General features: G+C 66.3%; 26 protein-coding genes. 13 read left to right on the top strand and 13 right to left on the bottom strand.

The genetic code is table 11. From position 1 onward, the window contains the following. Window positions 1-77: 77 nt before the first annotated feature. Together LQ144_RS14070 and LQ144_RS14065 are read right to left on the bottom strand one after the other, a co-directional pair. On the bottom strand, window positions 78-1,034 hold the full coding sequence (locus LQ144_RS14070; RefSeq protein ID WP_230119320.1) for a plastocyanin/azurin family copper-binding protein: 957 nt from the start codon (window positions 1,032-1,034) through the stop codon (window positions 78-80). Between the two features lie 354 nt (window positions 1,035-1,388). After that, complete coding sequence (locus LQ144_RS14065; protein WP_230119319.1) at window positions 1,389-2,171, bottom strand: IclR family transcriptional regulator; 783 nt, start codon at window positions 2,169-2,171, stop codon at window positions 1,389-1,391. A 248-nt stretch (window positions 2,172-2,419) separates the two neighbouring features. On the opposite strand from LQ144_RS14065, the gene LQ144_RS14060 reads away from it, so the two are divergent. Genes LQ144_RS14060 through LQ144_RS14050 form a run of 3 tightly spaced genes read left to right on the top strand, consistent with a single transcriptional unit; the run spans window position 2,420 to window position 5,071 of the window. After that, complete coding sequence (locus LQ144_RS14060) at window positions 2,420-3,136, top strand: CoA transferase subunit A (protein WP_230119318.1); 717 nt, start codon at window positions 2,420-2,422, stop codon at window positions 3,134-3,136. A gap of 55 nt (window positions 3,137-3,191) precedes the next feature. Then, entirely contained in the window at window positions 3,192-3,878 is a 687-nt protein-coding gene (locus tag LQ144_RS14055; protein ID WP_230119317.1) for a CoA transferase subunit B, read from the top strand. Continuing rightward, entirely contained in the window at window positions 3,875-5,071 is a 1,197-nt protein-coding gene (locus LQ144_RS14050) for an acetyl-CoA acetyltransferase (RefSeq protein WP_230119316.1), read from the top strand. The genes LQ144_RS14055 and LQ144_RS14050 overlap by 4 nt, the downstream gene beginning before the upstream one ends. A gap of 123 nt (window positions 5,072-5,194) precedes the next feature. On the opposite strand, the gene LQ144_RS14045 is transcribed toward LQ144_RS14050, so the two are convergent. Together LQ144_RS14045 and LQ144_RS14040 are read right to left on the bottom strand one after the other, a co-directional pair. Next, window positions 5,195-5,773 carry an ankyrin repeat domain-containing protein gene (locus LQ144_RS14045; RefSeq protein ID WP_230119342.1) on the bottom strand — a complete coding sequence of 193 codons (579 nt, stop codon included), beginning with the start codon at window positions 5,771-5,773 and terminating at the stop codon, window positions 5,195-5,197. A gap of 200 nt (window positions 5,774-5,973) precedes the next feature. Then, window positions 5,974-6,567: a heme-binding protein gene (locus tag LQ144_RS14040; protein ID WP_230119315.1), complete on the bottom strand. Its 594-nt coding sequence runs from the start codon at window positions 6,565-6,567 to the stop codon at window positions 5,974-5,976. Window positions 6,568-6,783: 216 nt separating this feature from the next. Between LQ144_RS14040 and LQ144_RS14035 the strand changes: the two genes are divergently transcribed. From LQ144_RS14035 to LQ144_RS14005, 7 genes are all read left to right on the top strand, one after another. Continuing rightward, window positions 6,784-7,980: a histidine kinase gene (locus tag LQ144_RS14035; protein WP_230119314.1), complete on the top strand. Its 1,197-nt coding sequence runs from the start codon at window positions 6,784-6,786 to the stop codon at window positions 7,978-7,980. Continuing rightward, window positions 7,977-8,603, top strand: a complete 627-nt coding sequence (locus LQ144_RS14030) for a response regulator transcription factor (RefSeq protein ID WP_230119313.1) — start codon at window positions 7,977-7,979, stop codon at window positions 8,601-8,603. The genes LQ144_RS14035 and LQ144_RS14030 overlap by 4 nt, the downstream gene beginning before the upstream one ends. Before the next feature lie 71 nt (window positions 8,604-8,674). After that, a complete protein-coding gene (locus LQ144_RS14025; RefSeq protein ID WP_230119312.1) occupies window positions 8,675-9,730 on the top strand; it encodes a zinc-dependent alcohol dehydrogenase family protein in 1,056 nt (351 codons plus the stop codon). An 86-nt stretch (window positions 9,731-9,816) separates the two neighbouring features. Then, window positions 9,817-10,134 carry a hypothetical protein gene (locus LQ144_RS14020; protein WP_230119311.1) on the top strand — a complete coding sequence of 106 codons (318 nt, stop codon included), beginning with the start codon at window positions 9,817-9,819 and terminating at the stop codon, window positions 10,132-10,134. Between the two features lie 31 nt (window positions 10,135-10,165). After that, window positions 10,166-12,970, top strand: coding sequence for a PEP/pyruvate-binding domain-containing protein (locus tag LQ144_RS14015; RefSeq protein ID WP_230119310.1), 2,805 nt, complete (start codon window positions 10,166-10,168; stop codon window positions 12,968-12,970). A 289-nt stretch (window positions 12,971-13,259) separates the two neighbouring features. Continuing rightward, complete coding sequence (locus LQ144_RS14010) at window positions 13,260-13,463, top strand: cold-shock protein (RefSeq protein WP_013599688.1); 204 nt, start codon at window positions 13,260-13,262, stop codon at window positions 13,461-13,463. 139 nt (window positions 13,464-13,602) lie between these two features. After that, the gene (locus tag LQ144_RS14005) at window positions 13,603-14,223 is read left to right on the top strand and encodes a DinB family protein (RefSeq protein WP_230119309.1); all 621 of its coding nucleotides are present in this window, start codon (window positions 13,603-13,605) and stop codon (window positions 14,221-14,223) included. Window positions 14,224-14,309: 86 nt separating this feature from the next. Here LQ144_RS14005 and LQ144_RS14000 read toward each other — a convergent pair whose 3' ends face one another. After that, window positions 14,310-15,542 (bottom strand): acyl-CoA dehydrogenase family protein, encoded by a 1,233-nt coding sequence (locus tag LQ144_RS14000; protein WP_230119308.1) that lies wholly within the window; start codon window positions 15,540-15,542, stop codon window positions 14,310-14,312. A 154-nt stretch (window positions 15,543-15,696) separates the two neighbouring features. Here LQ144_RS14000 and LQ144_RS13995 point away from each other — a divergent pair, with 154 nt between their 5' ends. Both LQ144_RS13995 and LQ144_RS13990 read left to right on the top strand, forming a co-directional pair. After that, window positions 15,697-17,439 carry an AMP-binding protein gene (locus LQ144_RS13995; protein ID WP_230119307.1) on the top strand — a complete coding sequence of 581 codons (1,743 nt, stop codon included), beginning with the start codon at window positions 15,697-15,699 and terminating at the stop codon, window positions 17,437-17,439. A gap of 3 nt (window positions 17,440-17,442) precedes the next feature. After that, window positions 17,443-17,949: a MarR family transcriptional regulator gene (locus LQ144_RS13990; protein WP_230119306.1), complete on the top strand. Its 507-nt coding sequence runs from the start codon at window positions 17,443-17,445 to the stop codon at window positions 17,947-17,949. 40 nt (window positions 17,950-17,989) lie between these two features. Here LQ144_RS13990 and LQ144_RS13985 read toward each other — a convergent pair whose 3' ends face one another. Both LQ144_RS13985 and LQ144_RS13980 read right to left on the bottom strand, forming a co-directional pair. After that, window positions 17,990-18,664 carry a PAS and ANTAR domain-containing protein gene (locus LQ144_RS13985; protein WP_230119305.1) on the bottom strand — a complete coding sequence of 225 codons (675 nt, stop codon included), beginning with the start codon at window positions 18,662-18,664 and terminating at the stop codon, window positions 17,990-17,992. A 29-nt stretch (window positions 18,665-18,693) separates the two neighbouring features. Beyond that, window positions 18,694-19,041, bottom strand: coding sequence for a DUF1508 domain-containing protein (locus LQ144_RS13980; protein ID WP_290369773.1), 348 nt, complete (start codon window positions 19,039-19,041; stop codon window positions 18,694-18,696). Window positions 19,042-19,379: 338 nt separating this feature from the next. Between LQ144_RS13980 and LQ144_RS13975 the strand changes: the two genes are divergently transcribed. Then, entirely contained in the window at window positions 19,380-19,730 is a 351-nt protein-coding gene (locus LQ144_RS13975; RefSeq protein ID WP_230119304.1) for a metalloregulator ArsR/SmtB family transcription factor, read from the top strand. Window positions 19,731-19,751: 21 nt separating this feature from the next. Here the strand turns inward: LQ144_RS13975 and LQ144_RS13970 are convergent, their stop codons facing one another. The 6 genes from LQ144_RS13970 to LQ144_RS13945 all read right to left on the bottom strand — a co-directional run bounded on the left by LQ144_RS13970 (window position 19,752) and on the right by LQ144_RS13945 (window position 25,300). After that, window positions 19,752-20,015 (bottom strand): hypothetical protein, encoded by a 264-nt coding sequence (locus LQ144_RS13970; RefSeq protein ID WP_230119303.1) that lies wholly within the window; start codon window positions 20,013-20,015, stop codon window positions 19,752-19,754. 90 nt (window positions 20,016-20,105) lie between these two features. Then, complete coding sequence (locus LQ144_RS13965) at window positions 20,106-20,861, bottom strand: CPBP family glutamic-type intramembrane protease (protein WP_230119340.1); 756 nt, start codon at window positions 20,859-20,861, stop codon at window positions 20,106-20,108. 62 nt (window positions 20,862-20,923) lie between these two features. Further along, a complete protein-coding gene (locus LQ144_RS13960) occupies window positions 20,924-21,703 on the bottom strand; it encodes an enoyl-CoA hydratase (protein ID WP_230119302.1) in 780 nt (259 codons plus the stop codon). Between the two features lie 33 nt (window positions 21,704-21,736). Then, window positions 21,737-22,714, bottom strand: a complete 978-nt coding sequence (gene mmsB, locus LQ144_RS13955) for a 3-hydroxyisobutyrate dehydrogenase (RefSeq protein ID WP_290369772.1) — start codon at window positions 22,712-22,714, stop codon at window positions 21,737-21,739. Then, window positions 22,707-23,801: an enoyl-CoA hydratase/isomerase family protein gene (locus tag LQ144_RS13950; protein ID WP_230119301.1), complete on the bottom strand. Its 1,095-nt coding sequence runs from the start codon at window positions 23,799-23,801 to the stop codon at window positions 22,707-22,709. Before LQ144_RS13950 ends, mmsB begins: the two co-directional genes overlap by 8 nt. Beyond that, window positions 23,801-25,300 (bottom strand): CoA-acylating methylmalonate-semialdehyde dehydrogenase, encoded by a 1,500-nt coding sequence (locus LQ144_RS13945; protein ID WP_230119300.1) that lies wholly within the window; start codon window positions 25,298-25,300, stop codon window positions 23,801-23,803. Before LQ144_RS13945 ends, LQ144_RS13950 begins: the two co-directional genes overlap by 1 nt. Between the last annotated feature and the right edge of the window lie 111 nt (window positions 25,301-25,411).

Below are 25,411 nucleotides of genomic sequence, written 5' to 3'. Positions count from 1 at the left end.
TTTGCTGCTGTCCCTGGCCTCTAGTGCAAGGGTAGGCAGGGAACTGCAGGCGTCACAAGGAGACATCAGGAGTCCGGTCAGCGCCTGACTTCCACCTCTCCCACCATGCCCATGTAGTCATGCAGGGCGCAGAGGTAGTCGTACTCGCCCACCTTGTTGAAGGTCACGGTGAATTTTGCCCCGGGCTCCATCAGGCCGGAGCTGAGGTCCCCGCCCTTGAAGTTCTTGGGATTGCCCACCGGCGCGAACACATTGGCCGGCTCGTGCCCGAACGTCACGGTGTGCGGCGCACCCATGCCGGAATTCACGAAGGTCACAGTGTCGCCGAGGTGGACGACAATCTCGTGGTGGACAAACCGCATCAGCATCGCGGTTCCGTTGTCCGTTCCGGCGATCACCTTGTGGTTGCTGGCCTGCTTGCGGGCCGCCTCCCATTGCTTCTCGCCGTCCCGCACGATCTTCCGTTCCTCTTTCTTGGTCAGGCGGTCGTACTGCGACTGCGTGAACGGGTAGTCGGTTCCGGCTGCGCGGACATGGACCGTACCCTTCATCGCCATGCCATGCACAACGCAGTAGTAGGTGAACTTGCCGGTGTGCGTGAACTTCAGCGTGTAACGCTCCACCGCTTTGAATCCGGTGTTGGAGACATTGGCCATGATTCCGGAGTTGAAGTACGAGTGGCCGTCATACGTGGTGCCTCCCTGCCGGCTTAACTGCTTCGGATCAAAGGGGTTGAACGGCGTGAGCGGCTTGCCTTTCGCCAAGAACGTCACGGTGTGGATTTCTGCGGCGTTTGCCTCCCACTTGATCTTGTCTCCCGCGTTGATATAGATGTTCGACGGAAGGAAGGACATCCCCTGGATGGCCTGGTCTGAGGACTCTGAGCCGACTTGGACGGTCCAGGTCTTCGGCGAGTTCTCATCGTCGGCAACAGCAGCGGTACTAAGTGACAGCGGCAGGAGGATGGCCGCCAAAAAGGCGAGGAGAAGGCGCAGCAGGTGCGGCCTTTGGTGGTTTTTTGGTTTGAGAGTCATGCGACTCATTCCTTTACGCTGGGCGTTGGCAGCCGCGGTGCGGCCGGGAAGGTACCGGCCCGCAGATTGCGGTACCGGACCGATGCCAGAGCGGCGCGGATCCAGCGGGACCCTTCTGCTTTTCTCTGTCGCCCAGCCCAGGGAAGGGAAGAGGCCTCGGAACCGGACCCGCCACCGAACTAGGCGACAACACGGGACTTTCCGGTTCTCGAAGGGATAAGTTGTGGTTCTGTTGAGCCGTCAGAGCCCTGATTCGTGGCCGACGGCGTGCGGTCGAAGCCGGTCGGTCCGAGACTACAGATACAGTTCCCATGGTGCTCCGCGTCGAGGAAATTGTCGAGATGCCGAGGGTGGTCAGCCGGCGCTGGGCGTGCGGAGCAGGGCTGAGATCCGGTGTGCCTCTTCGAGGAGGAGCCGGCCCAGGAACTCCTGCCGGTCTTCGCGGAAACGCGGCTCGATCCCGGTCAGGGACAGTGCCCACGCCGGACGGTTGGCCTGGTCGAACACGGCCGCGCCCATTCCCCAGCTGCCTTCCAGCACCAGACCGGGGTTCACCGAATAGCCCAGCTGGCGGGTTTGCTTCAGGTTGGCCCGGACCAGTGCCTCCGGGTGCCCTTCTGCGAACTTTCCGGCGTGTACGGGCCACCCGGACAGGACCTGCTTCTGCTCGTTTTCCGGCAGGAAGGCAAGGATGGCCGTGCCTGCCGATGCCACGCCCAGTGGAAACCTGACGCCCTCATGCAGCACGAACGAGCGCACGGGGAAGCTTCCTTCCTCGCGCAGCAGGCAGACGGTCTCGGAGCCCCTTCGGACGGAGAAGAAGGCGCTCTCGCCTGTTTCCTCGGCCAACCGCCGCAGGCTGGGCCTGGCAATGTCCTCCAGCGGGAACCGGGCGGAGGCCACCGATCCCATCAGGAGAACCTCCGGGCCCAGGACCCAGTTGCCGGTCCGGGCATCGTGGTCCAGGAGTCCTTCCGCGGCCAAAGAGGCGAGAAGGCGGTGGACCGTGGGCCGGGTGAGGCCGGATTCGCGCACAAGTTCCACCAGGGAGCTTCCCTCCGGCCTGCGGCCCACGATGCGCAACAGTCCGGCAATGCGGCTGACCACCTGGGCTCCCTGAACGGGTGTCGGGTTCATAACTCTCCTTCGTATATCCATAATGTGGATAGTTTGAAGACTACCGTCCACACTGTAAAAATGGCCAGATGTAGGGACAATTTTGTCCTTGACAGTGCCCCTCGGGCGCCCGTACGCTCAACATCCAGAGCTTGAGTCCACAAAGTGGAACAAACGACGAGCATTTTTCGGGACGGTCTGCCAGCAGCCCATTGGAGCCCCCGCGCTCCAACCCCCAACGATCCAACCCAGCTCGATGAGGAGATGCGATGTCCAAACTTAGATCCGCAGCGGCCGAGGCCTTGCAGGATGTGCTCCGGGACGGCATGACGCTCGCCGTCGGCGGCTTTGGCCTGAGCGGCATCCCGGCAGACCTGATCGAGGCCGTCCGGGAGTCGGGCGTCGGCGACCTGACGGTGGTGTCCAACAACATGGGCGTGGACGGCAAGGGCCTCGGTGTCCTGATCGAGGCCGGCCAGGTCCGCAAGGTGATCGCCTCCTACGTGGGCGAGAACAAGCTATTCGCCGAGCAGTACCTGGCCGGCCTGCTGGAGGTGGAGTTCACGCCGCAGGGAACACTGGCCGAGCGGCTCCGCGCCGGCGGCGCCGGCATCCCCGCGTTCTACACCAAAACCGGCGTGGGCACCCTGGTTGCCGAAGGCAAACCGCTCGCCGAGTTCGACGGCGAAACGTACGTTCAGGAGCGCGCCATCCGCGCCGACGTCGCACTGGTCCACGCGCACACGGCCGACACGGACGGCAACCTGATCTACCGCTTCACCGCCCGCAACTTCAACCCTGTGGTGGCCACCGCCGGCGCCGTGACGATCGCCGAGGCCGAGGTGATCGTGGAGCCCGGCGAGCTGGACCCGAACCACATCGTCACCCCCGGCGTCTACGTCCAGCGCCTCGTCCAGGCGAGCAAGCGCGTCAAGGACATCGAGCAGCGCACCGTGCGCCCGCGCGTCGAGCCCGTCCCCGCCTAACCCAGCGCGAACGAACACTTAAGCCCCCCGAATTTGAACCCCCAAGGAGAAACCCATGGCCTGGACCAGGGATGAAATGGCTGCCATCGCGGCCGAGGAACTCAACGACGGCGACTACGTGAACCTGGGCATCGGCATCCCCACGCTCGTGGCCAACAACCTGCCCCAGGGCGTTCGTGTCGTGCTCCAGAGCGAGAACGGGCTGCTCGGCATGGGCCCGTTTCCGTTCGAGGGCGAGGAAGACGCCGACCTCATCAACGCCGGCAAGCAGACCGTCACCGTGCTGCCAGGCGGCAGCATCTTCGACTCCGCCACGTCCTTCGGGATGATCCGCGGCGGCCACGTCAAGGTTGCCATCCTGGGGGCCATGCAGGTCTCCGGCAGCGGCGACCTCGCCAACTGGACCATCCCCGGCAAGATGGTCAAGGGCATGGGCGGCGCCATGGACCTCGTCGCCGGGACCCCGCGCGTCGTCGTCCTCACCGAGCACAACGCGAAGGACGGCAGCGCCAAGATCGTCAAGGAGTGCACCCTGCCGCTCACGGGCCTCCGGGTGGTGGACCGGATCATCAGCGACCTCGCGGTCTTCGACCTGGAAAAGACGGACGACGGCGGCCCGCAGCTCACGCTCACCCGCCTCGCTCCAGGGGTCACCGTGGAGGAAATCCGTGGGAAGACCGAGGCGGAGTTCACGGTCGCACTCGAAAATGCCGCCCCCGCTTTGGAAGGAGCCTCAGCATGAGCCTCAAAGATCAGTTCGGCAAGGACGTCCTGCTCACCGGCTGGGGCCACAGCCGCTTCGGCAAGCTGACGGACGAGACCCTTGAATCCCTGATCGTTCAGGTCGCCACCGAGGCTATCGGCAACGCCGGGATCGAACCCGGCCAGATCGACGAGATCTACCTCGGCCAGTTCAACTCCGGCATGATGCCGCTGGCGTTCCCGTCCTCGCTCGCGCTGCAGGTCTCGGAGCAGCTGGCCAACGTCCCCGCCACGCGGCTTGAGAATGCCTGCGCCTCGGGGTCGGCCGCGTTCCAGCAGGGCACCAAGTCGCTGCTGGCAGGCACCGCAAAGACCGTGCTTGTGATTGGGGCCGAGAAGATGACCCATGCGGCGGCGGACGTCGTGGGTGCGGCGCTGCTGGGGGCGGATTACGACATGGCCGGCAAGGCCTCCACCACCGGTTTCACCGGGCTCTTCGCGGAGGTGGCCAAGCATTACGGGAAGCGCTACGGATCCAGCGTCGGGAACCTCGGCGACGTCCTGGGCACCATCGCGGCCAAGAACCACCGCAACGGCGTGGACAACCCCTATGCCCAGCTCCGCAAAGACCTCGGCGAGGAGTTCTGCCGCACGGTGTCGGACAAGAACCCGATGGTGGCCGACCCGCTGCGCCGCACCGATTGCTCCCCCGTGTCCGACGGCGCCGCCGCCGTCGTGCTGTCTGTCTCACCGACCGCCGGGGTCACTGCCCCGGTCCGGCTCGCCGGTTTCGGCCACGCGAACGACTTCTTCCCCGCAGAACGCCGCGACCCCACCGCCTTCGCCGCCACCCGGGTCTCCTGGGAGCGGGCCCTGGCGATGGCCGGCGTCGGGATCGAGGACCTGGACTTCGCAGAAGTCCATGACTGCTTCACCATCGCCGAGCTGCTCATGTACGAAGCAATGGGCCTTACGGAACCTGGGCAGGGTGTCCGCGCCATCGAGGAAGGCTGGGTGTTCAAGGACGGGAAGCTGCCCGTCAATGTGTCCGGCGGCCTCAAGGCCAAGGGACACCCCGTGGGCGCGACGGGCGTTTCCCAGCACGTCATCGCAGCCATGCAGCTCACCGGCACCGCCGGCGACATGCAGCTGGCCAGCCCCCGCCGGGCAGCGGTGCAGAACATGGGCGGCGTGGGAATCGCCAACTACGTCAGCGTCCTCGAGGCCGTCTAAGCCCGGGCGCCGAACCGTCCTGACCTTCTTTTGTCCGCAGACCGCGCCGACACGCGAATTCACCCGCGTGTCGGCTGCGTGGCGGCCGAATGAAGGTCAGGACGGCGATGTGGGCATGGCCATCTAGCTCCGGCCCCGGATCAGGGCCGCAATGTCGGCAAAGCCCAGGCGCTCCGCATTGTCCAAAGCCGTCCGGCCCTGGGGGTCACGGATGGAGGGGTCGGCGCCGGCCGCCAGGAGCAGCCGGACCACTTCCTGTTGCCTAGGACCGCCATTGTTGAGCAGGACGGCCTCCTGCATGGCAGTCCAGCCGAGGTTGTTCACGTGGTTTACGGGAACTCCCGCGGCGATAAGGATCCGGACCGTGTCCACATGGCCGTGTTCGCTGGCCGGTATGAGTGCAGTCCCGCCGTAGCGGTTGGTACTGGACACATCCGCACCGTTGGCCAGGGTCAGCCGAAGCACGTCGTTGAACCCTTCAGCTCCGGCGTAGAGGAACGCCGAATCCTGGATCGCGTCCTTGGCGTTGACGTTACCGCCGGCCCGGATCAGCTGCTTGACCAGCGGCGCATTGTAGGCTATGGCTGCAAGGATCAGCCGCCGGTCGAGCTCCGCCTGGGCCTCCCGGGGCGGCGCCGGGCGCGAAGCCGTGGCCCCTGTCGGCGTGGAAGTCTGCGACTTTGCCGGGCCTGGCGTTCCCAGGCGCGGCGTGGCCGGACTCGAGGTGGCCGCCGATGGCGCACTGGGTTCGGCGGTGGCAGCGCTGTCTGACGCCGTGCCTACTGCGCCCACGGCGCTGCATCCTGCCACTGCTGCTGCCACGGTAACGGCCGCTAGTGCGCTCACAACCGACATCCGTCCCGGCGCCGTCCAGCGGCCTTGAACCACCTCATGAACTGAACCTATCCGGCGATGGCATCGGCACCCGCTGCCGCGCAGGCTTCGTCGAGCTTGCCTTCCGGGGCGCCGCCCACGCCGATGCCGGCCACGGACACGCCGTTGACCTTGAGCGGCACTCCGCCTGGCAGGAACAGCGTGCCGGGAAGGTCGGCGATGCTGGGGCCGTTGCCCGTGATGCGCTTCGCCAGCTCGCTCGTGGGGGCACCAAAAGCGGCAGCGGTATAGGCCTTCCGCTTGGCCGATTCGATGGTGTGCTCAGCCGCGTTGTCGCCCCGGAGGATTGCCTGCACAGCGCCAAACCGGTCGACCAGCGCTACCGTGACGAAGGGCAGCTTGTCCGCCTGGCACTTGGCAAGCGCCGCGCCCACCGCCTTGGCCGAGGCGCCGACGGTGATCCGGCTCTGCGCCACGACGTTAGCTGGCACTGGCCGGACGTCCGCGGCAGGCACGGCAGCGCGTGCGGCGGCGGACACCGAAGCCGGCTCAGCCGCCCGCGCCGAGGAACCGATTCCGGAGTTGGCGGCGGCGGTCGCACCGGCCGTCAGGACAAGCGCTCCGGCCGCGGCGGCGGCAAAAACCTTGGTGGACTTTTTCACGGTAGTTCTCCTTTTTAGCGCTGAGACTCAGCTGAAATCCGGTAGCGGAATCGGGTACATTTCCATCGTGCCGCCTGCTCCGAACGCGCACATCGGGCCTTCGTCGGCACCGTGCTCCCCCTAACAGCCAGCAGGATCAGCCAAAAGGCTGAGGGACGAGCAACGGCGCGGGCAATAGCATGGTGGATAGCACTCCCTCCACCGGAACCGGACGCCATGCCTTCCTCAGCCCCAGCACTCCCCCAGGAAACCCTGCCCGGCCGGACAGCCCAGGCATCAGGCCCTCTGGGCAGGATTGACGCCGCGGTCCACCTGGGTTTCGCGGTGCTGCTGGTGGCGTCGGTGGTGCGTTACGTGATGCGGCACAGCCCTGCTGACAACCTCATGGTCCCCGGCCTGGCCGCCGCCGCCTGCGTTCTCTACGCCGTCATCGCCGTGCTTGCCCAGCGCGGGCGTCCCTGGGCCGTCTGGATGTTCATCCTCGTCGCCGTGTGGGCGGTCTTGGTGGTTGCCGCGCCCAGCTTCGCGTGGTGTTCGTTTGCGCTGTTCTTCCTCTGCCGCACGGCATTCCGGGGGGCGGTGGCCTACATCGCAGCGGGCGCGACGGCCGCCGCCACCGCCGTCGGGCTGTTCCGGCTCAGTGACGGCACCGACCTCGCCATGCTGCTTGGTCCGCTTGCCGTCGGCGTCATGCTGACGCTGATCTACGACCGCATCGAGCACGACGCCGCGGAGCAGCGCCGCCTGCACGCTGAGGTGTCGCTCGCCCAGGGACAGCTGGCCGCCAGCGAGCGCCGGGCCGGCACCATTGCCGAGCGTGAGCGTGTGTCCCGCGAAATCCACGACACCGTCACGCAGGGCCTGGCCAGCAGCCTGCTGCTCCTGGAAGCGGCGAACCGCGCCTGGCCTGCCCCGTCGTCCCGGCAGGACCTCAGCCAGGCCAGCGGGCTGCTCCGCCGGAACCTGTCAGAAACGCGGAGCCTCGTCCACGAGCTCGCTTCCCCCGGACTGGACGCCTCTCCCCTGCCCGAGGCCCTGCTGCAGGCCGCCTCGCAGTATGTCCCCGGGGCGCGGCTGCTGGTCACCGGCGAGCGGCGGCCCGTTCCCGCGGACGTCCGCCACACACTCCTGAGGGTGGTTCAGAGCGCGGCAGCCAATATCCAGCTCCACGCGTCCGCAGCGAACGCGACGCTGACGCTCGGCTTCCTTCCGGAGGCCGTCACCCTGGACATTTACGACGACGGCGGCGGCTTTGATCCGGCGGCGGCAGCACCGCCATCGGACGCCGGAGGCTACGGGCTGCGGGCCATGCGGCAGCGGGTGGAACAGCTGGGCGGCGTATTCTCGGTGGAAAGCACCCCCGGGGAAGGGACCATCGTGGCCGCGCAACTGCCTGCCAGGGAGGACGCATGAGCGCCATCACCGTCCTCCTCGCTGACGATCACCTCGTGGTCCGGAGCGGGCTCAAGGCGCTGCTGGGAACCCAGCCGGACATCGACGTCGTGGCCGAGGCCGCATCAGGCGAAGAAGCCTTGGCGAAGGTAGAGGAACATTCCCCTGCTGTAGTGGTCATGGACCTGGCCATGGGCGCCGGCATGGACGGCATCGAAGCCATCCGGAGGATCCGCGAATGCAATAGGCGGCAGGCGGTGCTCGTGTTCACCACATACGATTCCGACGCCGACATCGTCCGCGCGGTGGACGCCGGCGCCATGGGCTACCTGCTCAAGGACGCCGCACCGGAGGAGATTTTCGCCGCCATCCGGGGTGCCGTGCAGGGCAGGAGCGTGATGAGCGCCCCGGTGGCCTCCCGGCTGTTCCAGCAGCTGCGCAATCCCGGCGAGGTCCTGACCCCGCGCGAAGCCGAGCTGCTGAGCCTCCTCACCGAGGGGCTTAGCAACCGCGAACTCGGCCAGCGGCTCTTCATCTCCGAGGCCACGGTCAAAACCCACCTGGCCCACATTTACGCCAAGCTCGGAGTGGAAACGCGGGCAGCAGCCATCGCCACCGCCATCCGCCGGGAGGGCATGCGCTAGGCTGGGCCGCCTCGTACGCGTGCGGGGTTTACACTCGTTCAGGTCACGCCCACCTTCCGACAGGAGCAGCCATGCGCGCCACCATTATCCACGGCCCCGGAGACATCAGGGTGGAGGACCGGGACTATCCGTCCGTCCAGCTCCCCACGGACGCGGTGGTCAAGGTGACTGCAGCATGTGTGTGCGGCTCAGACCTGTGGCCGTACCGCGGCGTGAAGCCAACCCACGCACCCTCCGCCATAGGTCACGAATTCATCGGCGTGGTGGAGAGCGTCGGCGATGATGTGAAGGCTCTCAACGAGGGCGACTTCGTGATAGCCCCGTTCGTGGTGAGCTGCGGCGAGTGCCCGCAGTGCCTGAACGGCGTCACAGTCGCCTGCGACCGGCTCGCCGGCTGGGGCGGCAAGGACGATGCAGGATTAAGGATCGACGGCGGCCAGGGCCAGGCAGTGCGTGTCCCCCTTGCCGAGTCCACCCTGGTCAGGGTGCCCGACGTCGGCGACCCAGACGATGCGCTCCGGAAGAACCTCCTGACGCTGTCCGACGTCATGGCCACCGGCCACCACGCCGCCCTCAGCGCCCAGGTCTCGCCCGGCCGGACCGTTGTGGTGGTGGGCGACGGCGCCGTGGGGCTGTGCGGTGTCTTGGCAGCCAGGCGCTTGGGTGCCGAGCGGATCATCGCGATGTCGCGCCACGCTGACCGGCAGGCCATCGCCCGCGAGTTTGGCGCCACGGACATCGTGGAAGAACGCGGCGACAACGGCGTGGCGAAGGTCCGTGAGCTGCTCGGCGGCGTCCTCGCGGACTCGGTGCTGGAGTGCGTGGGGACCAAGGAGTCCATGGAACAGGCCCTGCATTCGGTCCGTCCAGGCGGCGCCCTGGGGTTCGTCGGGGTACCGACCGGCGGCGCCGAGATTCCGCTGCGCTATCTGTTCGATAGGAACATCACCGTGGCAGGCGGGATGGCTCCCGCCCGTACATATATCCCGGAACTGCTGGCAGACGTGCTGGCCGGGACCATCAACCCGGGCCGGGTGTTCGACGTCGAAATGCCGCTCGAGGAAGCAGCCGAGGCCTACAAGGCAATGGACGAACGCCGGGCCATCAAGGTGCTGCTGACTCCATAAGACGGACCCGCTCCGGCTATTGCATGGCCGCGGGCCGGGGTCTAGCGTGATCGGCATCAGCATCCACCGCCCCTCAAGGAGCCGTCATGGCCGGGTTTGTGCAGATCATCGAATTCCAAAGTTCCCGCATCAAGGAGATTGAAGAATTGGGCCGTCCGTCAAGGACCGAGGGAGCGACTGACCCCACGTTCCGTCGCATCGTGGCCACCGCGGACCGCGACCGGCCGGGGACCTACTTCACCATCGTCGAATTCGATTCCTACGAGTCGGCCATGGAAAACTCCAACCGGCCGGAAACGTCCGACTTCGCCGCGAAGATGGCGGCGCTGTGTGACGGACCACCGGTCTTCCGCAACCTTGACGTCATGTGGGAGGACACGGGCGAGGCTTCGGACGCTCCCTAGCGGCCGAAATCCGCGAAACCGGGAGCCGGAGATGGCCTCCCCGCAGCACGCCGACCAGGACAGTCTCGTGCTGGAGCTCGGCAGCCTCGGCTCGGCACCACTTTCCCGGGTGGGCGGCAAGGCCCTCAACCTCGGGAAGCTGGCCGCTGCGGGTTTCCCCGTGCCGCCAGGTTTCTGCCTGACCACCTCGGCCTACGCACTGGCGGTTCCACGGGAGCTGGACGCTCTGGCCGCTCGCCTTGACGGGATCGGCCCCGTGGCGGCCTCCACCGACGCCGAGGCAGCGATTGCCGAGCGCCAGCTTGAACGGACGCAGCCTGCCGAGCGCCAGCTTGCCCAGCGGGCGCGGGAGCTTGTGGGGACGTCACCGGTCCCACCGGAAGTCGCAGCCGCCCTCCGCACTGGCTACGCAGCGTTGGGTGCCGCGCCCGGCGCCGAACACGCCCCGGCGGTGGCGGTTCGCTCCTCCGCCACCGCGGAGGACCTGTCCTTCGCGAGCTTCGCCGGGCAACAGGATTCGTTCCTGGATGTCGTCGGTGCCGACGCTGTGATCGAGGCCGTCCGGCGATGCTGGGCCTCCCTGTGGACCGACCGGGCGGTTGCCTACCGCTCGGCCAACGGGATCAGCCATCGTGACACAGGACTCGCCGTCGTCGTCCAGCTTTTCGTCGACGCCGCCACTGCGGGTGTGTTGTTTACCGCCAATCCGGTAACCGGCACACGCGGTGAAACCGTCATCGATGCGAGCCCGGGACCAGGCCAGGCGGTGGTCTCCGGGGCAGTGAATCCGGACCATTTCACCGTGGACAGTGCGACGGGGCGGATTCTGCAGCTTGTCCGCGGACGCGTCGGTGCGGCCACTGCCGACCTCGAGCCCGGCAACGCCGGTGGCCAGCCGAGCCTTGCCGACGCCGAGGTCCGTGCTCTGACCGCGCTGGGCCTCGACGCCCAGCGGCTGTTCGGCGAACCCCAGGACGTCGAATGGGTCATCGACGCCGGCGGCATGATTTGGCTGACCCAGTCGCGTCCGATCACCACGCTGTACCCCCTGCCCGATCCATCGTCCGCGGAACCGTTCGGCGTTGAATCCGAGCCAACATCCGACGTCCGCGTTTATCTGTGCGGCTCCCTGCTCCAGGGGCTGACCCGCCCCATCACGCCAATGGGGCTTTCCGCGCTGGGCATGTGGGGCGACCGCAGATCGCCGTGGACCTACGTCAGCCCCGGCCTGCGCATGTATATGGACCTCACCCCTTTAGTGCGCAGCAAGTCCGGCCGCCGGGCCCTGGTGAGAATGCTCCCCCTGGCGGACGGTCGCTCGGCAGCCGTTCTCCCCGCACTTCTGGACGACCCGAGATTCAGGGTCATCAAGCACCCGCTCAGGAAAGCGCCGGCCACAGCGGACGGGGCCCGCGGAGGCGGTTCCTTTGCCAGCCCTGGCCTGGTGACGTGGCTGCTTCCGGCCCTGATTCGAGCCGTTCTCCGGCCGGAAGCAGAATTGCGCAGGGCACGGACCTTCGCACAACGCCTCGCGAAGGATCTGGCACTGCGCGAGCCCGCTACCGCCTTCCGGCGCCTCGACCACGCCGAGCATGCAGCGGCGCGGACGGTTGATGGCCTCTTCCGATCCACACTGCCGGGACCCGCCACGGGCTATACGATGCTGGCCCTGGCCCGCTGGCTTCTGCGCGGAATTGCCGAACCTCGCGAGCTGGAAGCAGTCCTCCGCGGATTGCCCCACAATGTGACCACCGAAATGGACCTTGAACTCTGGCGTTTTTCCGTGTCCATCGCCGGGGACCCCGCCTCGCGCAGCGCATTCCTCGACAAACAGCCTGATGAACTGGCCGTCAGCTACGCCGCAGGAGAGCTGCCCGCTGTGGCGCAGGCCGGCCTGCGCGGATTCCTGGAACGTTATGGCCACCGCGCCGTGGCGGAGATCGACTTGGGCATGCCCCGGTGGGCCGAGAAGCCGGACCATCTTCTCGGGATGATTTCCAACTACCTTCGGGTGGAGGATCCGGAACAGGCTCCGGACCGGCAATTCCAGCGGGCGTCCGATCACGCGGAGGCGAGAATTCGCAGCCTCGTTGAGCGGGCCCGTACAAGGAGCCAGCTGCGGGGCCGTCTGGTGGCGCTGTGCCTGCACCGGTCACGGCAGCTGTGCGGGCTACGCGAACTTCCGAAGTTCTACGTCGTCACGGTGCTCGGTGAAATGCACAGGCAGCTCACCGCCGTCGGCGCCGAGATGGCCAGGACCGGTGCCGTCGCCGCCGCCGCCGACGTCTTCTTCCTCAGCTTCGACGAGGTCCGCGTGGGCCTGCGCGGCGCCGATCTGAAGGGAATGGTGACCGACCGCCGTCGAATTTATGATGCTGAACTGCGGCGCCGGAGAATTCCCCGGCTCCTGCTCTCCGATGGCACGGACGTCGAGGCCGTGGTCGCCGCTGCGGCCGCGGCCGTGGTCGCCGGTGCGGCCGCGGCCCCCGGAGGAATGGTCGGGACACCCGCATCCACAGGCACGGCCACTGGACGGGTCAGGGTGATCCTGGACCCTGTGGGCGCGCGCCTCGAACCCGGGGAAATCCTGGTGGCGCCTTCCACAGATCCGGGTTGGACGCCGCTCTTCCTGACCGCTGGTGCGCTGGTGATGGAAATGGGCGGCGTCATATCCCACGGGGCGGTTGTCGCCCGGGAGTACGGCATCCCCGCCGTCGTGGGCGTGCCGGACGCCACCAGCAGGCTGCGCACCGGTCAGACCGTAACTGTGGACGGCGCAGCCGGGACTGTTACCGAGGTTGCGACCGCCGCAGCCGACGTTGGGACCGTGAGGTAGTCCGGTCCTTGGAGGAGCAGATCGGGGACCCTCCATAGCCCGCGGAATGCCCCGGGATTTCGTGCTGCTGCAGGCGGACGTCTTCAAATTCGCCCTGCCCGGGACCAGGAAACCGCAGGTCCGGCCACCCCCTGCGGACCGAATCTGCCGTTACAGGAGGGACAGTTGATGACGGTAGCTATTGCACGGCCAGCGTACGCACCCTAGGTTTGAGACAGCGGAAGACAGTCTCCGCATCTGCCTGCCGTCGGAGCAGGACCAGAAAAGGGTTACAAAGGAAGTAGTAGTAATGGCAACAGGCACAGTTAAATGGTTCAACGCCGAAAAGGGTTTTGGCTTCATCGCTCCGGATGACGGATCAGCAGATGTTTTCGCGCACTACTCGGCAATTGCCAGCAGCGGCTACCGCTCCCTGGATGAAAACCAGAAGGTCGAATTCGATGTGACCCAGGGTCCCAAGGGACCGCAGGCAGAGAACATTCGCCCGCTGTAAGGCTTGAAAACTGCCCGGGATGTGCCGACTGGCACATCCCGGGCAGTTTCTTAACTACTTACATGGACGGAGTTCGTGGACCGCCGATCCGGACCGCGCAGACACCCCATACCGGGGCGATCTCGGTAGAGTGCCCACTATGGATGACAAAGCGATTCTGCACCGCTACCTCCGCACGCGCCGGGCCCAGCTGCTCGCAAAGCTCGACGGCCTCGGTGAGTATGACGCCCGCCGCCCAATGACGCCCACCGGGACCAACCTGCTGGGCCTGGTCAAGCACGTTGCGAGCGTGGAGCTGGGCTACTTCGGTAAGGTGTTTGGCCGCCCCAGTGAGCGGGACGTCCCCTGGCTCGACGACGGCGCGGAACCGGATGCTGATATGTGGGCGACGGCTTCGGAGACCCGCGATGAGATCGTGGACCTGCACCGCTTCTCAGCCTCCCACAGCGACGCCACTATCGAGGAACTGCCCCTCGACGCGCCCGGCGTGGTGCCGTGGTGGCCCGAAGAGCGGAAGCACGTGACCCTGCAGCAGATCTTGGTGCACATGTGCGCAGAGACGGCCCAGCACCTGGGGCACGCCGACATTCTGCGGGAACTCATCGACGGCTCAGCCGGGCAAGGGTCCAACGACCCCAATATCCCGCAGCGGAGCGCCGCCGAGCAGACGGCGCACTTCGGCCGGATCGAGGCCGCGGCACGCGAAGCGGCGACTCCGGCGGAAACGCCCGCAACGCCGCCGTTCGTGTCTGAACGCTAGGCATCAGCGCCCCGCGGTTTGTCGCCGGCTTTAGGCCTTGGGATTCGGCGCCGGCTTTAGCGCCGGCTTTAGGCTCTGGGGCAGCGCTAGACGAAGGCCGACACCCCCGTTACCGCCCGCGCCACGATGAGCGAGTTGATCTCGTAGCTGCCCTCGTAGGTGTAGAGGATTTCAGCGTCCCCGAACAGCTTTCCCATTTCGAAGTCGCTGCTGATGCCGTTGCCGCCCAGCAGCGAACGCCCCATGGCCACCGAGGCACGCGCCAGCCGGGTGGTGGTGGACTTGGCCATGGCGGCCTGGGCCATCTCGAGTTTGCCTTCCTCCTGGATCCTGGCAAGCTGGGCCATCAGCGCCAGGGACGCGGACGCATTGCCGAGGATCTCGGCGAGTTGCTGCTGGATCAGCTGGAAGCGGGCCAGCTCCTTGCCGAACTGCCGGCGCTGCAGCGAGTAGGCGCGCGCGACGTCGAACGCGGCCAGCTGGATCCCGGCCCCCTGCCAGCCGACCCAGGCACGCGAGTCCCGCAGGAGCTCGTTGGCCTTGGAGAAGTCCGTAGCCCCGGGGAGCAGGCTGGCCTCCGGGATTCGGACGTTGTCCAGCACGATGTCCGCGTTCTGCATGATCCGCAGGCCGATCTTGTTGGCGATCTTAGTGGCCGTGTAGCCGGGCCGGTCCGTTTCCACGATGAAACCCTTGATCTGCTGGTCGGCCTCATCCCGGGCCCACACCAGGGCAAAATCAGCAATGGTGCCGGCTCCGATCCAGCGTTTGGCCCCGTTGATCACCCACTCGCCGTCCTCGAGCCGGGCAGTGGTTGCCAGGCCGCCGGCGATGTCCGATCCGTGGTCCGGCTCTGTCAGGGCGAAGGCCCCCAACTGCGTGAAGGCAGTCAGTCCGGGCAGCCAGCGCTGCTTCTGTTCGTCGGAGCCGAGCTCCTGGATCATGCCCACAATCAGCTCGTTGTGGATGCCCACCAGGGCGGAAAGCGACACGTCGGCCCGGGCAACCTCCACGTACATGAGGCCTTTGAAGAGCGTGGACGTGCCGTCCGTCTGCAGCCCGCCGAGTCCGCGCTTTCCCATCTCAGCCAGCAGCCCAAACGGGAATTCCTCGCGGTTCCAGTAGTCGATGGACTGTGCCCTCACCCTGGCCTGCAGGAACTCCCGGATGTCCACGTAGCGCTTCCGCTCGTCGGGAGGGAGCAGGTCGGCAATGTACATGAGGTCGGCGTCGGGGAACGGCGGCGCGGAAACCTCCGGCCCGCCTGCCGCCTGCGGAGGCACCGTCCGCCGGGCAGCATCAGCACCTGCGGATTGCATGCCTTCCGATTGCATATCTGTGGATGGTGCGCTGTCACGTCCTTGTGGCTGCACGGGCATGTATCCCTTCGCTCTTCCAAACCCTTGGATGTCCTAGTATATTGCACAGTGATGTGGATCACTAGGACGTGCATCCCGAGGCGAAAGGTGCCCCATGACAGTCACCGATGACTTCCGTGCAGCACGCGACCAGCTGCTGGCCCTGCGCGATGACTACGGACAGGCCCGGGGCAGCTTCCAGTGGCCACGGTTCGAGGAGTTCAACTTCGCCCTGGACTGGTTCGACGCCGTCGCGGCGGATCCGGCCACCGGCGGCAACCCCGCGCTGGTGATCGTGGAACAGGACGGTTCGGCCACGCGGCGCAGCTTCGGCAAGCTGTCGGCACGCTCAAACCAGGTGGCCAACTGGCTCCGCAGCCAGGGCGTTCGGCGCGGGGACCGCATGATCATCATGCTGGGGAATCAGGTGGAGCTGTGGGAGCTTATGCTGGCCGGCATCAAGCTCGGCATCGTGCTCATCCCCACCACCACCCTGATGGGTCCGGCGGACCTGGAGGACCGCGTGGAGCGCGGCGAGGCGGCGTGGGCCGCCGTCGGAAGTTCCAACATCGGCAAGTTTGCCGACGTTCCCGGCGCCTACACACTGATTGAAATCGGCGAAGCCGGCACCGCACCCACCCGCGCGGTCCAATACTCCGACTCCGCCGCCTCCGCCGAGGACTTCACCCCGGACGCAGTCACGAAGGCCGATGAGACCCTGCTGCTGTACTTCACCTCGGGCACCACGTCGAAGGCCAAACTCGTGGAGCACACGCACACGTCCTACCCCGTGGGCCACCTGTCCACGATGTACTGGATCGGCCTGGAGCCCGGGGACGTGCACCTGAACGTTGCCTCCCCGGGATGGGCGAAACACGCCTGGTCCAACGTTTTTACGCCGTGGATCGCCGAGGCCTGCGTGTTCATCTACAACTACGACCGCTTCGACGCCCGCGCCCTGATGGACCAGATGGACCGCGAAAAGGTCACCAGCTTCTGCGCCCCGCCCACGGTCTGGCGAATGCTCATCCAAGCAGACCTCACGCTCCTCCGGAACCCGCCCACCAAGGTGGTTTCGGCCGGTGAACCGCTCAACGCCGAGGTGATCGGGCAGGTCCACCGGGCCTGGGGCCAGACCATCCGGGACGGCTTCGGCCAGACCGAGACCACGGTGCAGGTGGCCAACACCCCGGGCCAGCCGGTCAAGATCGGCGCCATGGGCCAGCCGCTGCCCGGTTACGATGTGGTTCTCGTTGACCCCGCCACCGGCGAAGAAGCCGACGACGGCGAGCTCTGCCTGCGCCTGGACCCCCGCCCCGTGGGGCTGATGAAGGCGTACTACGGCGACCCCGGGAAGACGTCGGACGCCTTCCGCGGCGGCTACTATCACACGGGCGACATGGCCAGCCGGGACGAGCGCGGCATCATCACCTATGTGGGCCGCGATGACGATGTCTTCAAGTCCTCCGACTACAGGCTGTCCCCGTTCGAACTGGAGAGTGTCCTGATCGAGCACCCGGCGGTGGCCGAGGCCGCAGTCGTGCCTTCTCCGGATCCGGTCAAGCTGTCAGTGCCCAAGGCCTTCGTGGTCCTCGCAGCTGGCCATGAGCCCGGGCCGGAACTCGCCGAGGAGATCCTGCGCTACTGCCGCGATCACCTGGCTCCCTTCAAGCGCATCCGCCGCATCGAATTCGCCGACCTGCCGAAGACCATCTCCGGCAAGATCCGGCGCGTCGAACTGCGGCACAGCGAGGAGATCCGGCACGCCGGCAATTCCGTTTCCGGCAGTCCCCTCGCCCAAAACCTGGGCACGGAATATTCGGAAACGGACTTTCCGAGCCTGAAGAGCCAGGGGTGAGCGATGGGAACACCGCTGCCCCGCGACCCCATCGCCGACGCCCAGCGGAACTGGGAACGCCACGGCTGGGGTAATGTCGCCGCGCCGATGGCCGCCATTACCGCGATCATGCGTACCCAGCAAATTCTCCTGGCCCGTATCGAGGGGGCGCTCAAGCCGTTTGGCCTGACCTTCGCACGCTACGAGTTGCTTGCCCTGCTGAGTTTTGCCCGGAGCGGCGCCCTGCCCATGAGCAAGGCGAGCGCCCTGCTCCAGGTCCATCCGACGTCGGTGACCAACGCCGTCGACCGCCTCGAAAAGGCCGGCCTGGTGATCCGTTCACCGCATCCCACGGACGGGCGCACCACACTGATCGAGCTCACCACCGAGGGGCGCACCGTTGCCAAAAGAGCGACGGCGGTACTCAACACCGAGGTTTTCAGCCAGTCCGGCTTCGCTGACGGTGAGGTGGACCAGCTGATCCGGATCCTGGGCGATTTCCGCCGCCAGGCAGGGGACTTCTCCGATTAACGGCGGACTCGCCGGCCGGGCCCGCAGTGGAGTCCTCAACTTAGCGGCCGGGCACGGCATCCTCGCCTGCTGCCCGCGCGGACGGCAGGAGTAATTCCTGCACGAAGGCGTCGAGCAGGGCCGCCTGATGCGGACTGTTGGCAAGCTGCACCAGATCGGCCGCCGTGCTGGACAGCTTGATGTTGGTGTGCTGGCTGTGGGTGGAAAGAAGGTCGAAGGCGGCATCGGAGCCGATCCGCAGGATCCCCATGAGTATTCCCTTGGCCTGTTCAATGGTGCTTCGTGTCCCGACGGCCCCTTCGACCGCCTCGCGGGACGCCCGTTCGGTCTCCCAGCGAAGCGTGCTGGTGAGGTCGATAATGAAACCGTCCACCGCCCGCAGGACGCCTGCCTCCACCACCGCCTCCCCCGCAGTGAGGACGCGGTGCTCGCGCAAGCGGGAGTCGATAAGGCGGTGATAGCTGCAGAAAAATCCACCCGAAACACAGGCGGCGGCGAATACGTCGCGGCAGCGGTCCCTGTCCTCGGGGTGTTTGTGGGAGTAGAGAAGTTCGATCGTCGGCACGATCTCCCCGCGGCAGTACCCATGGAGGGCATAGATTTCATCGGACCAGTGCAGCTCAAGGGACTCCGCATCATAGCGAAACGTCCCGGCCACGCAGTCCGCGTCGCCAAGGGCGCTGGAGTACGTTTTTACGCTCTTCGGCTCGTTCATCGCGACATCTTCAGCCGCCCCGCGTCCGCTCATTTCACCCCGGGCGGCTGTCCGCTGGAGGAGGAAACGAGGGACCGGGCCGGGGCGGACAGCGTGCACGCCTGCCGCACCTCGGGGCGTGCCGGGAGGCCGCGCCGAAAGGCTGCCCCTGAACCGCCCGCTGGAACCGCAGCCGGGCGGCGCGGAGGCTGGCGGTCAGCCGGTGCCGCCGAAAGTTCCGTCACGTGGCCCATGCCTGCATACTCGCGAACAGCTGCAATACCCTCCACCGCTGCTGCCTTGTCGGGAAAGGCCCGGGACACTGCCATCACGGTACCGTCCGGGGCTGTGAGCTGAAATCTGAACGAAGCATCAGCGTCAATGAATAGTTCGAACATGCCGGCCATGAAGTCCTCCCCGATCAAGAGAATTATCAGGCTTCCGATGACGCCGTCGGCACCGGAAGCAGTCGAAGTGTTCCCTTATCGCGCCACAGACGATGGCGGGCGCGAATTGATGAATTCATGAAAGTGTGAACCAGTTGTGCCCATTTTTCAAGGCCGGTCCACGCCTTAGCACCGCCCCGGGCGTCCGTCCGAGACATTAGGATGCAGGTTTTGCCTGCCCGGGCATTTGGCGGTCCTAAGACAGACCGTTCTGTCTCTATACTTGATTCTAGGCGCGGCTGTTCGTCCCCGCCGGTATCGGATTGGGGACTGCAGCGGAGGGAAATTCAATGGATGACATGCCAGGCGGCGTTGTCCTGACCAGCGTGAAAGCGGACCTCTTCAAATCGATGGGCCATCCGGCACGCATCCTCATCCTGGAGATGCTGGTTGCCGGCCCCGTGGCTGTAAGCCGGCTCCGGGACGACACGGGCCTGGAGGCCTCGAATCTTTCCCAGCACCTGGGAATCCTTAGACGACAGCGGCTGGTCATCCCATCCCGCAAGGACGGCCGCCTGTTCTACGAACTGTCCTGCAGTGACGTGAGCGAACTTCTGGAAGCGGCCGCCGGACTGCTTGGATCCGTCCGGCAATCCACAGGCGGGCTCCATACCTCCCGAAGCCTGCAGACTGCCGGCTGACGCCAGCTACCGGCCATCCCGCTAGGCCGGGCTTGCGGCCTCTTTCTGCGCGGACGATCCGAAGAGCCAGGCTGCAACGTCGCTTCGCAGGATCAGGTGGGGACTGCCAGTCGCACTGACGCTGCCGGCCGGCACGTAGTAGCCGCGGCCTGATCCCGGGCCTCCTACGGCACGGTCCAGTGCCTCCACGATCCGACGGCTCAAATGGCCGTGGGGACCGGCGGCGTGGATCTCCTCAAGTTCATCCAGGGTGAGTCGTCCCAGTACAGCAGCGATGTCTGCCACGATCGTTCCCTTCTCGCACAATTGCTTGAAGTGCAACGATAGAGCGCCGCGATTAACGGCGGGTGAAATCGCGGCGGCGATCAGCCGTACTCAGTACAGGAAAATGTCGAACCATGCCCGGTTATGGGCGTGGAGCAAAACGAGGAAGAGCACGAAGTCGAAGAGCAGGTGAACGGCCACAATGTAGGAAAGTGACTTCGTCACGGAGAATATGCGGGCCTGCAGGAGCGCGAAGGGAAAGATGAAGAGCGGCGCCCAGGCCCGGAATCCCAGTTCCCACAGGAAGGACGTGAACAGGACGGCCTGCAGGAGGTTGGCCTGCCAGTCGGGCAGGTGCCGCCGGAGCAGCGCGAAGGACGTGCAGATGAAGAACAGCTCGTCCCAGATACCCAGGGCGTTCGTTCCGACGAAGAGCCGCGCGATACCGTCGGGGTCATGTACGGCCGGCCAGTTGGCATAGACCCCTGTCCTGATCATGTAAACGGGCAGCACGGCGTAGCCCAGCACCACCACAAGGGGCAGGTACAACTTCTCTCCGCGCGTCCACTTATTGCCGGTCATGACCGGAAAGACCACTGCGTGTTCTTTGGTGATCCAGCGCGAAACGGCATACGGAATCCCCACGGCCAGGATCATGGCGGATCCCATGATGAGCATGTGCGAAGTGCTGATATCCGTGGTGATCGGAACAGCACTGACCGCGGCGACCCCCACCGCAATCAGGACGAGGTCGCGCAACAGCGCCCGGTCAACGAACGCAGCAACCACCAGCGCAGCTGCCAGCAGGGCGTAGCCGGGAACGCTCTGGTCCAACGCGAACAGGGTGAAGCCGGACAGCGACAGCATCGCCGCCGGGATGACGCGCAGGGAAGTCCCCTTGACAGTGCGCTGCACGGCCAGGGGGATGTTCACCGGTGCCTGAACTCCGGCTGGCGCTTCTCCGAGAAAGCCGCCATGCCTTCTTTCTGGTCCTCTGTGGCGAAGAGTGAATGGAAAAGCCTGCGCTCAAAAAGCACGCCCTGCGCCAGCCCCGTCTCAAACGCCGCGTTGACCGCTTCCTTGGCCAGCATGGCGGCGGGTTTTGACTTGGACGCGATGACTTCGGCTGCCTGCAGCGCCTCCTCCACGGTGTCTGCTGCCGGCACTACCCTGGCCACGAGACCGGAGCGTTCCGCCTCTTCGGCATCGATGAACCGGCCGGTCAGGATCATGTCCATCGCCTTGGCCTTGCCCACAGCGCGGGCCAGCCGCTGGGAGCCGCCCATGCCGGGAAGCACTCCAAGATTGATCTCCGGCTGGCCGAACTTGGCGTTGTCCCCGGCGATGATGAAATCGCACATCATCGCCAGTTCACAGCCGCCGCCCAGGGCGAAGCCGGACACCGCCGCAATCAGCGGAATCCGCAGCCTGGTCAGGTCTTCCCACCCGCGGAACCAGTCGGCGTCGTACATTTCGATGTAGCCCTTGGAGGCCATCTCCTTGATGTCCGCACCGGCTGCGAAAGCCTTGCCTGAACCTGTGATCACCACGGCGCCCACCCCAGGATCGGTGTCCATGGCTGACACCGCGGCAACGAGCTCATCGAGGGTCGCCCTGTTCAGGGCGTTCAGCGCCTCGGGCCGGTTCAGGGTCACCAGGCCCACACGGCCACGGCGCTCCACCAGAATGTTCCCGTACTCCTGCGACATGCGTGCCCCTCATGGTTGGTCGTAAAACTAAGACTACTGACCGGACTTGTCCCGGATGTCGGTGATGATGCCGGAAAAATCCCGTCCGGCACCGCCCTCGGCGGCGAAGGCGTCATATATTTCCGAAGCCAGCGGTCCCATGCGGGCCGCAACGCCCGTGCTTTGGACGGCGTTGAGGGCCAGCCTGAGGTCCTTCGCCATCAGCGCACCGGCGAAGCCGGGCTGGTAGTCCCGGTTCGCCGGGCTCGTGGGCACCGGCCCCGGGACAGGGCAATTTGTGGTGAGCGCCCAGCACTGCCCGGACGCTGCCGAGGCGACGTCGAACAGTGCCTGATGCGTCAGCCCCAGCTTCTCGCCGAGGACGAAGGCCTCGCTCACGGCGATCATTGAGACACCCAGGATCAGGTTGTTGCAGACCTTCGCCGCCTGCCCGGCACCGTGCTGCCCGCAATGGACCACGCGCCGGCCCATCACCTCCAGCATCGGCCGCACGGCTTCAAAGTCCTCCGGCAGGGCGCCCACCATGAACGTCAGGGTGCCCGCCTCTGCGCCCACCACACCGCCGGAAACCGGCGCGTCGATTGCCCGGTGCCCGGCTTCGATTGCCAGCCGGGCCGCCTCCCGGGCCTCATCAACGTTGATGGTGGAGCAGTCCAGGAACATGGTGTCCGGGCCGGCAGCCGAGAGCAAACCGGCCCGCCCTTCTTCGCCCTGGTAGGCGTCCAGCACGTGCCGGCCGCTCGGGAACATGGTGAGGACCACGTCCGCCCCGGCCACTGCTTCGGCGGCGCTTCCCGCGGTGGGGACGCCGTGCTCACGCGCGGCTTCGAGGGCCGCCGGCACGACATCGAATCCCGCGACTGTGTAGCCGGCTTTGACCAGGTTGACCGCCATGGGACCGCCCATATGGCCCAGCCCGAGGAGCGCTATGTGCTCCTTCTTCTCCGCCGGGCCGGTGGCAGCCGCATCGCCGCTGGGCCCTGAAGCGTCCGGTGTCGCAACGTCAGGCATTGTCAGTCTCCTTCTCCAAAAGAACCAGCTCCCTGTCCCCCAACGGCGCAAAGAACCGCTCAACGTCGGCCGCGTGCACTTCCGACAGCGTGGGTGGCCGCCAGTGCGGATTTCGGTCCTTGTCCACCACCTGCGCGCGGATCCCTTCGCGGAAGTCCGGGCCCGCCAAGCAGCGCAGTCCCACCCGGAATTCCTGAACGAGAGCCTCGTCGAGAGTGAGCCCCGCAGCGCGCCGCAGCGATGCGAGGGCCACCTTCACAGCCGTGGGTGACTTGGCCTCGATGGTGTCCGCAGCCTCAGCCGCCTCACCGCCCGCAGCCCGCAGCGTCCGAAGGATTTCCTCGGCGTCGCCGGCCGTGTAGCAGGCGTCGATCCAGTGCCGCTGCGCCTCCAGCCCCGAGGCCGGCGGCTTTTCGGCGAAGCGTCCGACGGCGGCTTCCGCGGTTTCGTGTTCAAGCGCTGCCGCCAGGTCTGCGAGCTTTTCGGACTGGACAAAGTGGTCGGCAAGTCCCAGGAACAGCGCATCGGCGCCGTCCAAATGGGCGCCGGTCAGGGCCGCATGGGTGCCGGCCTCCCCCGGCGAGCGCGCGAGCAGCAGGGTGCCGCCGACGTCGGGCACGAACCCGATGGTGGTTTCCGGCATCCCCGTCCTGGTCCGCTCAGTGACGATGCGGACGGAGCCGTGGGCGGAGATTCCCACGCCGCCGCCCAGGACCAGTCCGTCCATGAATGCCACATACGGCTTGGGATACCGGGAGATGAGCGAGTTGAGCCGGTACTCCGCTTCCCAGAAGCCGGCGGTCTCATCGCCGCCGGCCAGGATGTCGCGGTAAATGGCCACGATGTCCCCGCCCGCGCACAGGCCCCGTTCACCGGAACCCTGCACCAGGACGGTGGCCACGCCGTCGTCGTCGGCCCAGGCGGTGAGCCGGCGCAGCATTGCGGCCACCATGCCGGCGTTGAGCGCGTTGACCGCCCTGGGGCGGTTCAGCGTGATGACGCCCAAGTGGCCGCGCCGTTCAAACAGGACCTCCGCATCGGCATTGTCAGTATCAGTCGGGATTGAATCAGAGCGCCGCTCAGCCATCAGCTTCCTTCCGGCATGATGAAGCTGGCCCCTTGGCGGATACCCGAAGGCCACCGGGTGGTCACGGTCTTGGTCTTGGTATAGAAACGGAAGGCGTCCGCGCCGTGCTGGTTGAGGTCTCCGAAGCCGGACGACTTCCACCCGCCGAAGGTGTAATAGGCAATGGGCACCGGAATGGGCACGTTGATGCCCACCATGCCCACTTGGACCCGACTGGCGAAGTCGCGTGCGGCGTCCCCGTCTCGCGTGAAGATCGCCACGCCGTTGCCGAACTCGTGCTCGCTGCAGAGCCGGAGGGCTTCGTCATAGTCTGAGGCGCGCAGGACGCTCAGCACGGGGCCGAAGATCTCCTCCTTGTAGATCTTCATGTCCTTGGTGACGTTGTCGAAGAGCGTCGGTCCCACCCAGAAGCCGCCGCCGTAGCCTTCCACCGCAAGTCCGCGGCCGTCCGCCACCAGCGTGGCGCCTTCGTCGACACCGGACTGGATGTAGCCCTCGATCCGCTCCTTGGCAGCTGGCGCCACCACCGGCCCGAAGTCCGAGTCCTTGTCCAGGCTGTGGCCGACCTTCAGGCCCTTAATCCGCTCCTGGAGCCGTGACACGAGCCTGTCCGCAGTATCCTCACCCACCGGAACCGCCACGGAGATGGCCATGCAGCGTTCGCCGGCGGACCCGTACCCTGCCCCGATCAGGGCGTCGGCGGCCATGTCGAGGTCCGCGTCGGGCATGATCACCATGTGGTTCTTGGCCCCGCCGAAGCACTGGGCGCGCTTGCCGTGGGCGGCCGCGGTGGCGTAGATGTACTGGGCGATGGGCGTGGAGCCCACGAAGCCGATTGCCTTGACGCGTTCGTCCTCGAGCAGCGCGTCCACGGCTTCCTTGTCGCCGTTGACCACGTTGAACACGCCGTCCGGCACGCCGGCCTCCGTGAAGAGCTCGGCCAGCCGCAGGGGCACGGACGGGTCCCGTTCCGAGGGCTTGAGGATGAAGGCGTTGCCGGCCGCGAGGGCCGGGCCGGACTTCCAGAGCGGGATCATTGCAGGGAAGTTGAACGGCGTGATGCCCGCAACCACGCCCAGCGGCTGGCGCATGGAATGCACGTCAATGCCGGATCCCGCGTTGTCGGAGAACTCGCCCTTGAGCAGATGAGGGGCCCCGGCAGCGAACTCCACTACTTCGATGCCGCGCTGGATGTCGCCCTTGGCGTCCGGAATGGTCTTGCCGTGTTCCGAGGACAGCAGCCTGGCCAGCTCGTCCAGGTTCTCGTTCACGAGGTCCACGAACTTGAGCAGGATGCGGCCGCGGCGTTGGGGGTTCATAGCCCCCCACTCCAGTTGGGCCTTTTCCGCGCTGGCGATGACGTTGCGGACCTCCTCGGAGCTGGCCAGCGGCAGCCTGGCCTGGACCTCACCGGTACAGGGGTCATAAACATCGCTGAACCGGCCGGAGGTGCCGTCGACCCTGTGGCCGTCAATGTAGTGGGACAGTTCGCGCACCATGATGGAATGCTCCTTCGCATGTGACCCAGGTCATCTTGGACCTGAATATACTCGGACTTCCTACTAAATTCCAGAGTCCAGGAACCGGGATGGACGCGCGTTCCGCCTTTG

The organism is Arthrobacter sp. Bi83, from assembly GCF_918698095.1.
GTDB lineage: Bacteria > Actinomycetota > Actinomycetes > Actinomycetales > Micrococcaceae > Arthrobacter.
This window is presented reverse-complemented; position numbering and strand designations above follow the sequence as displayed.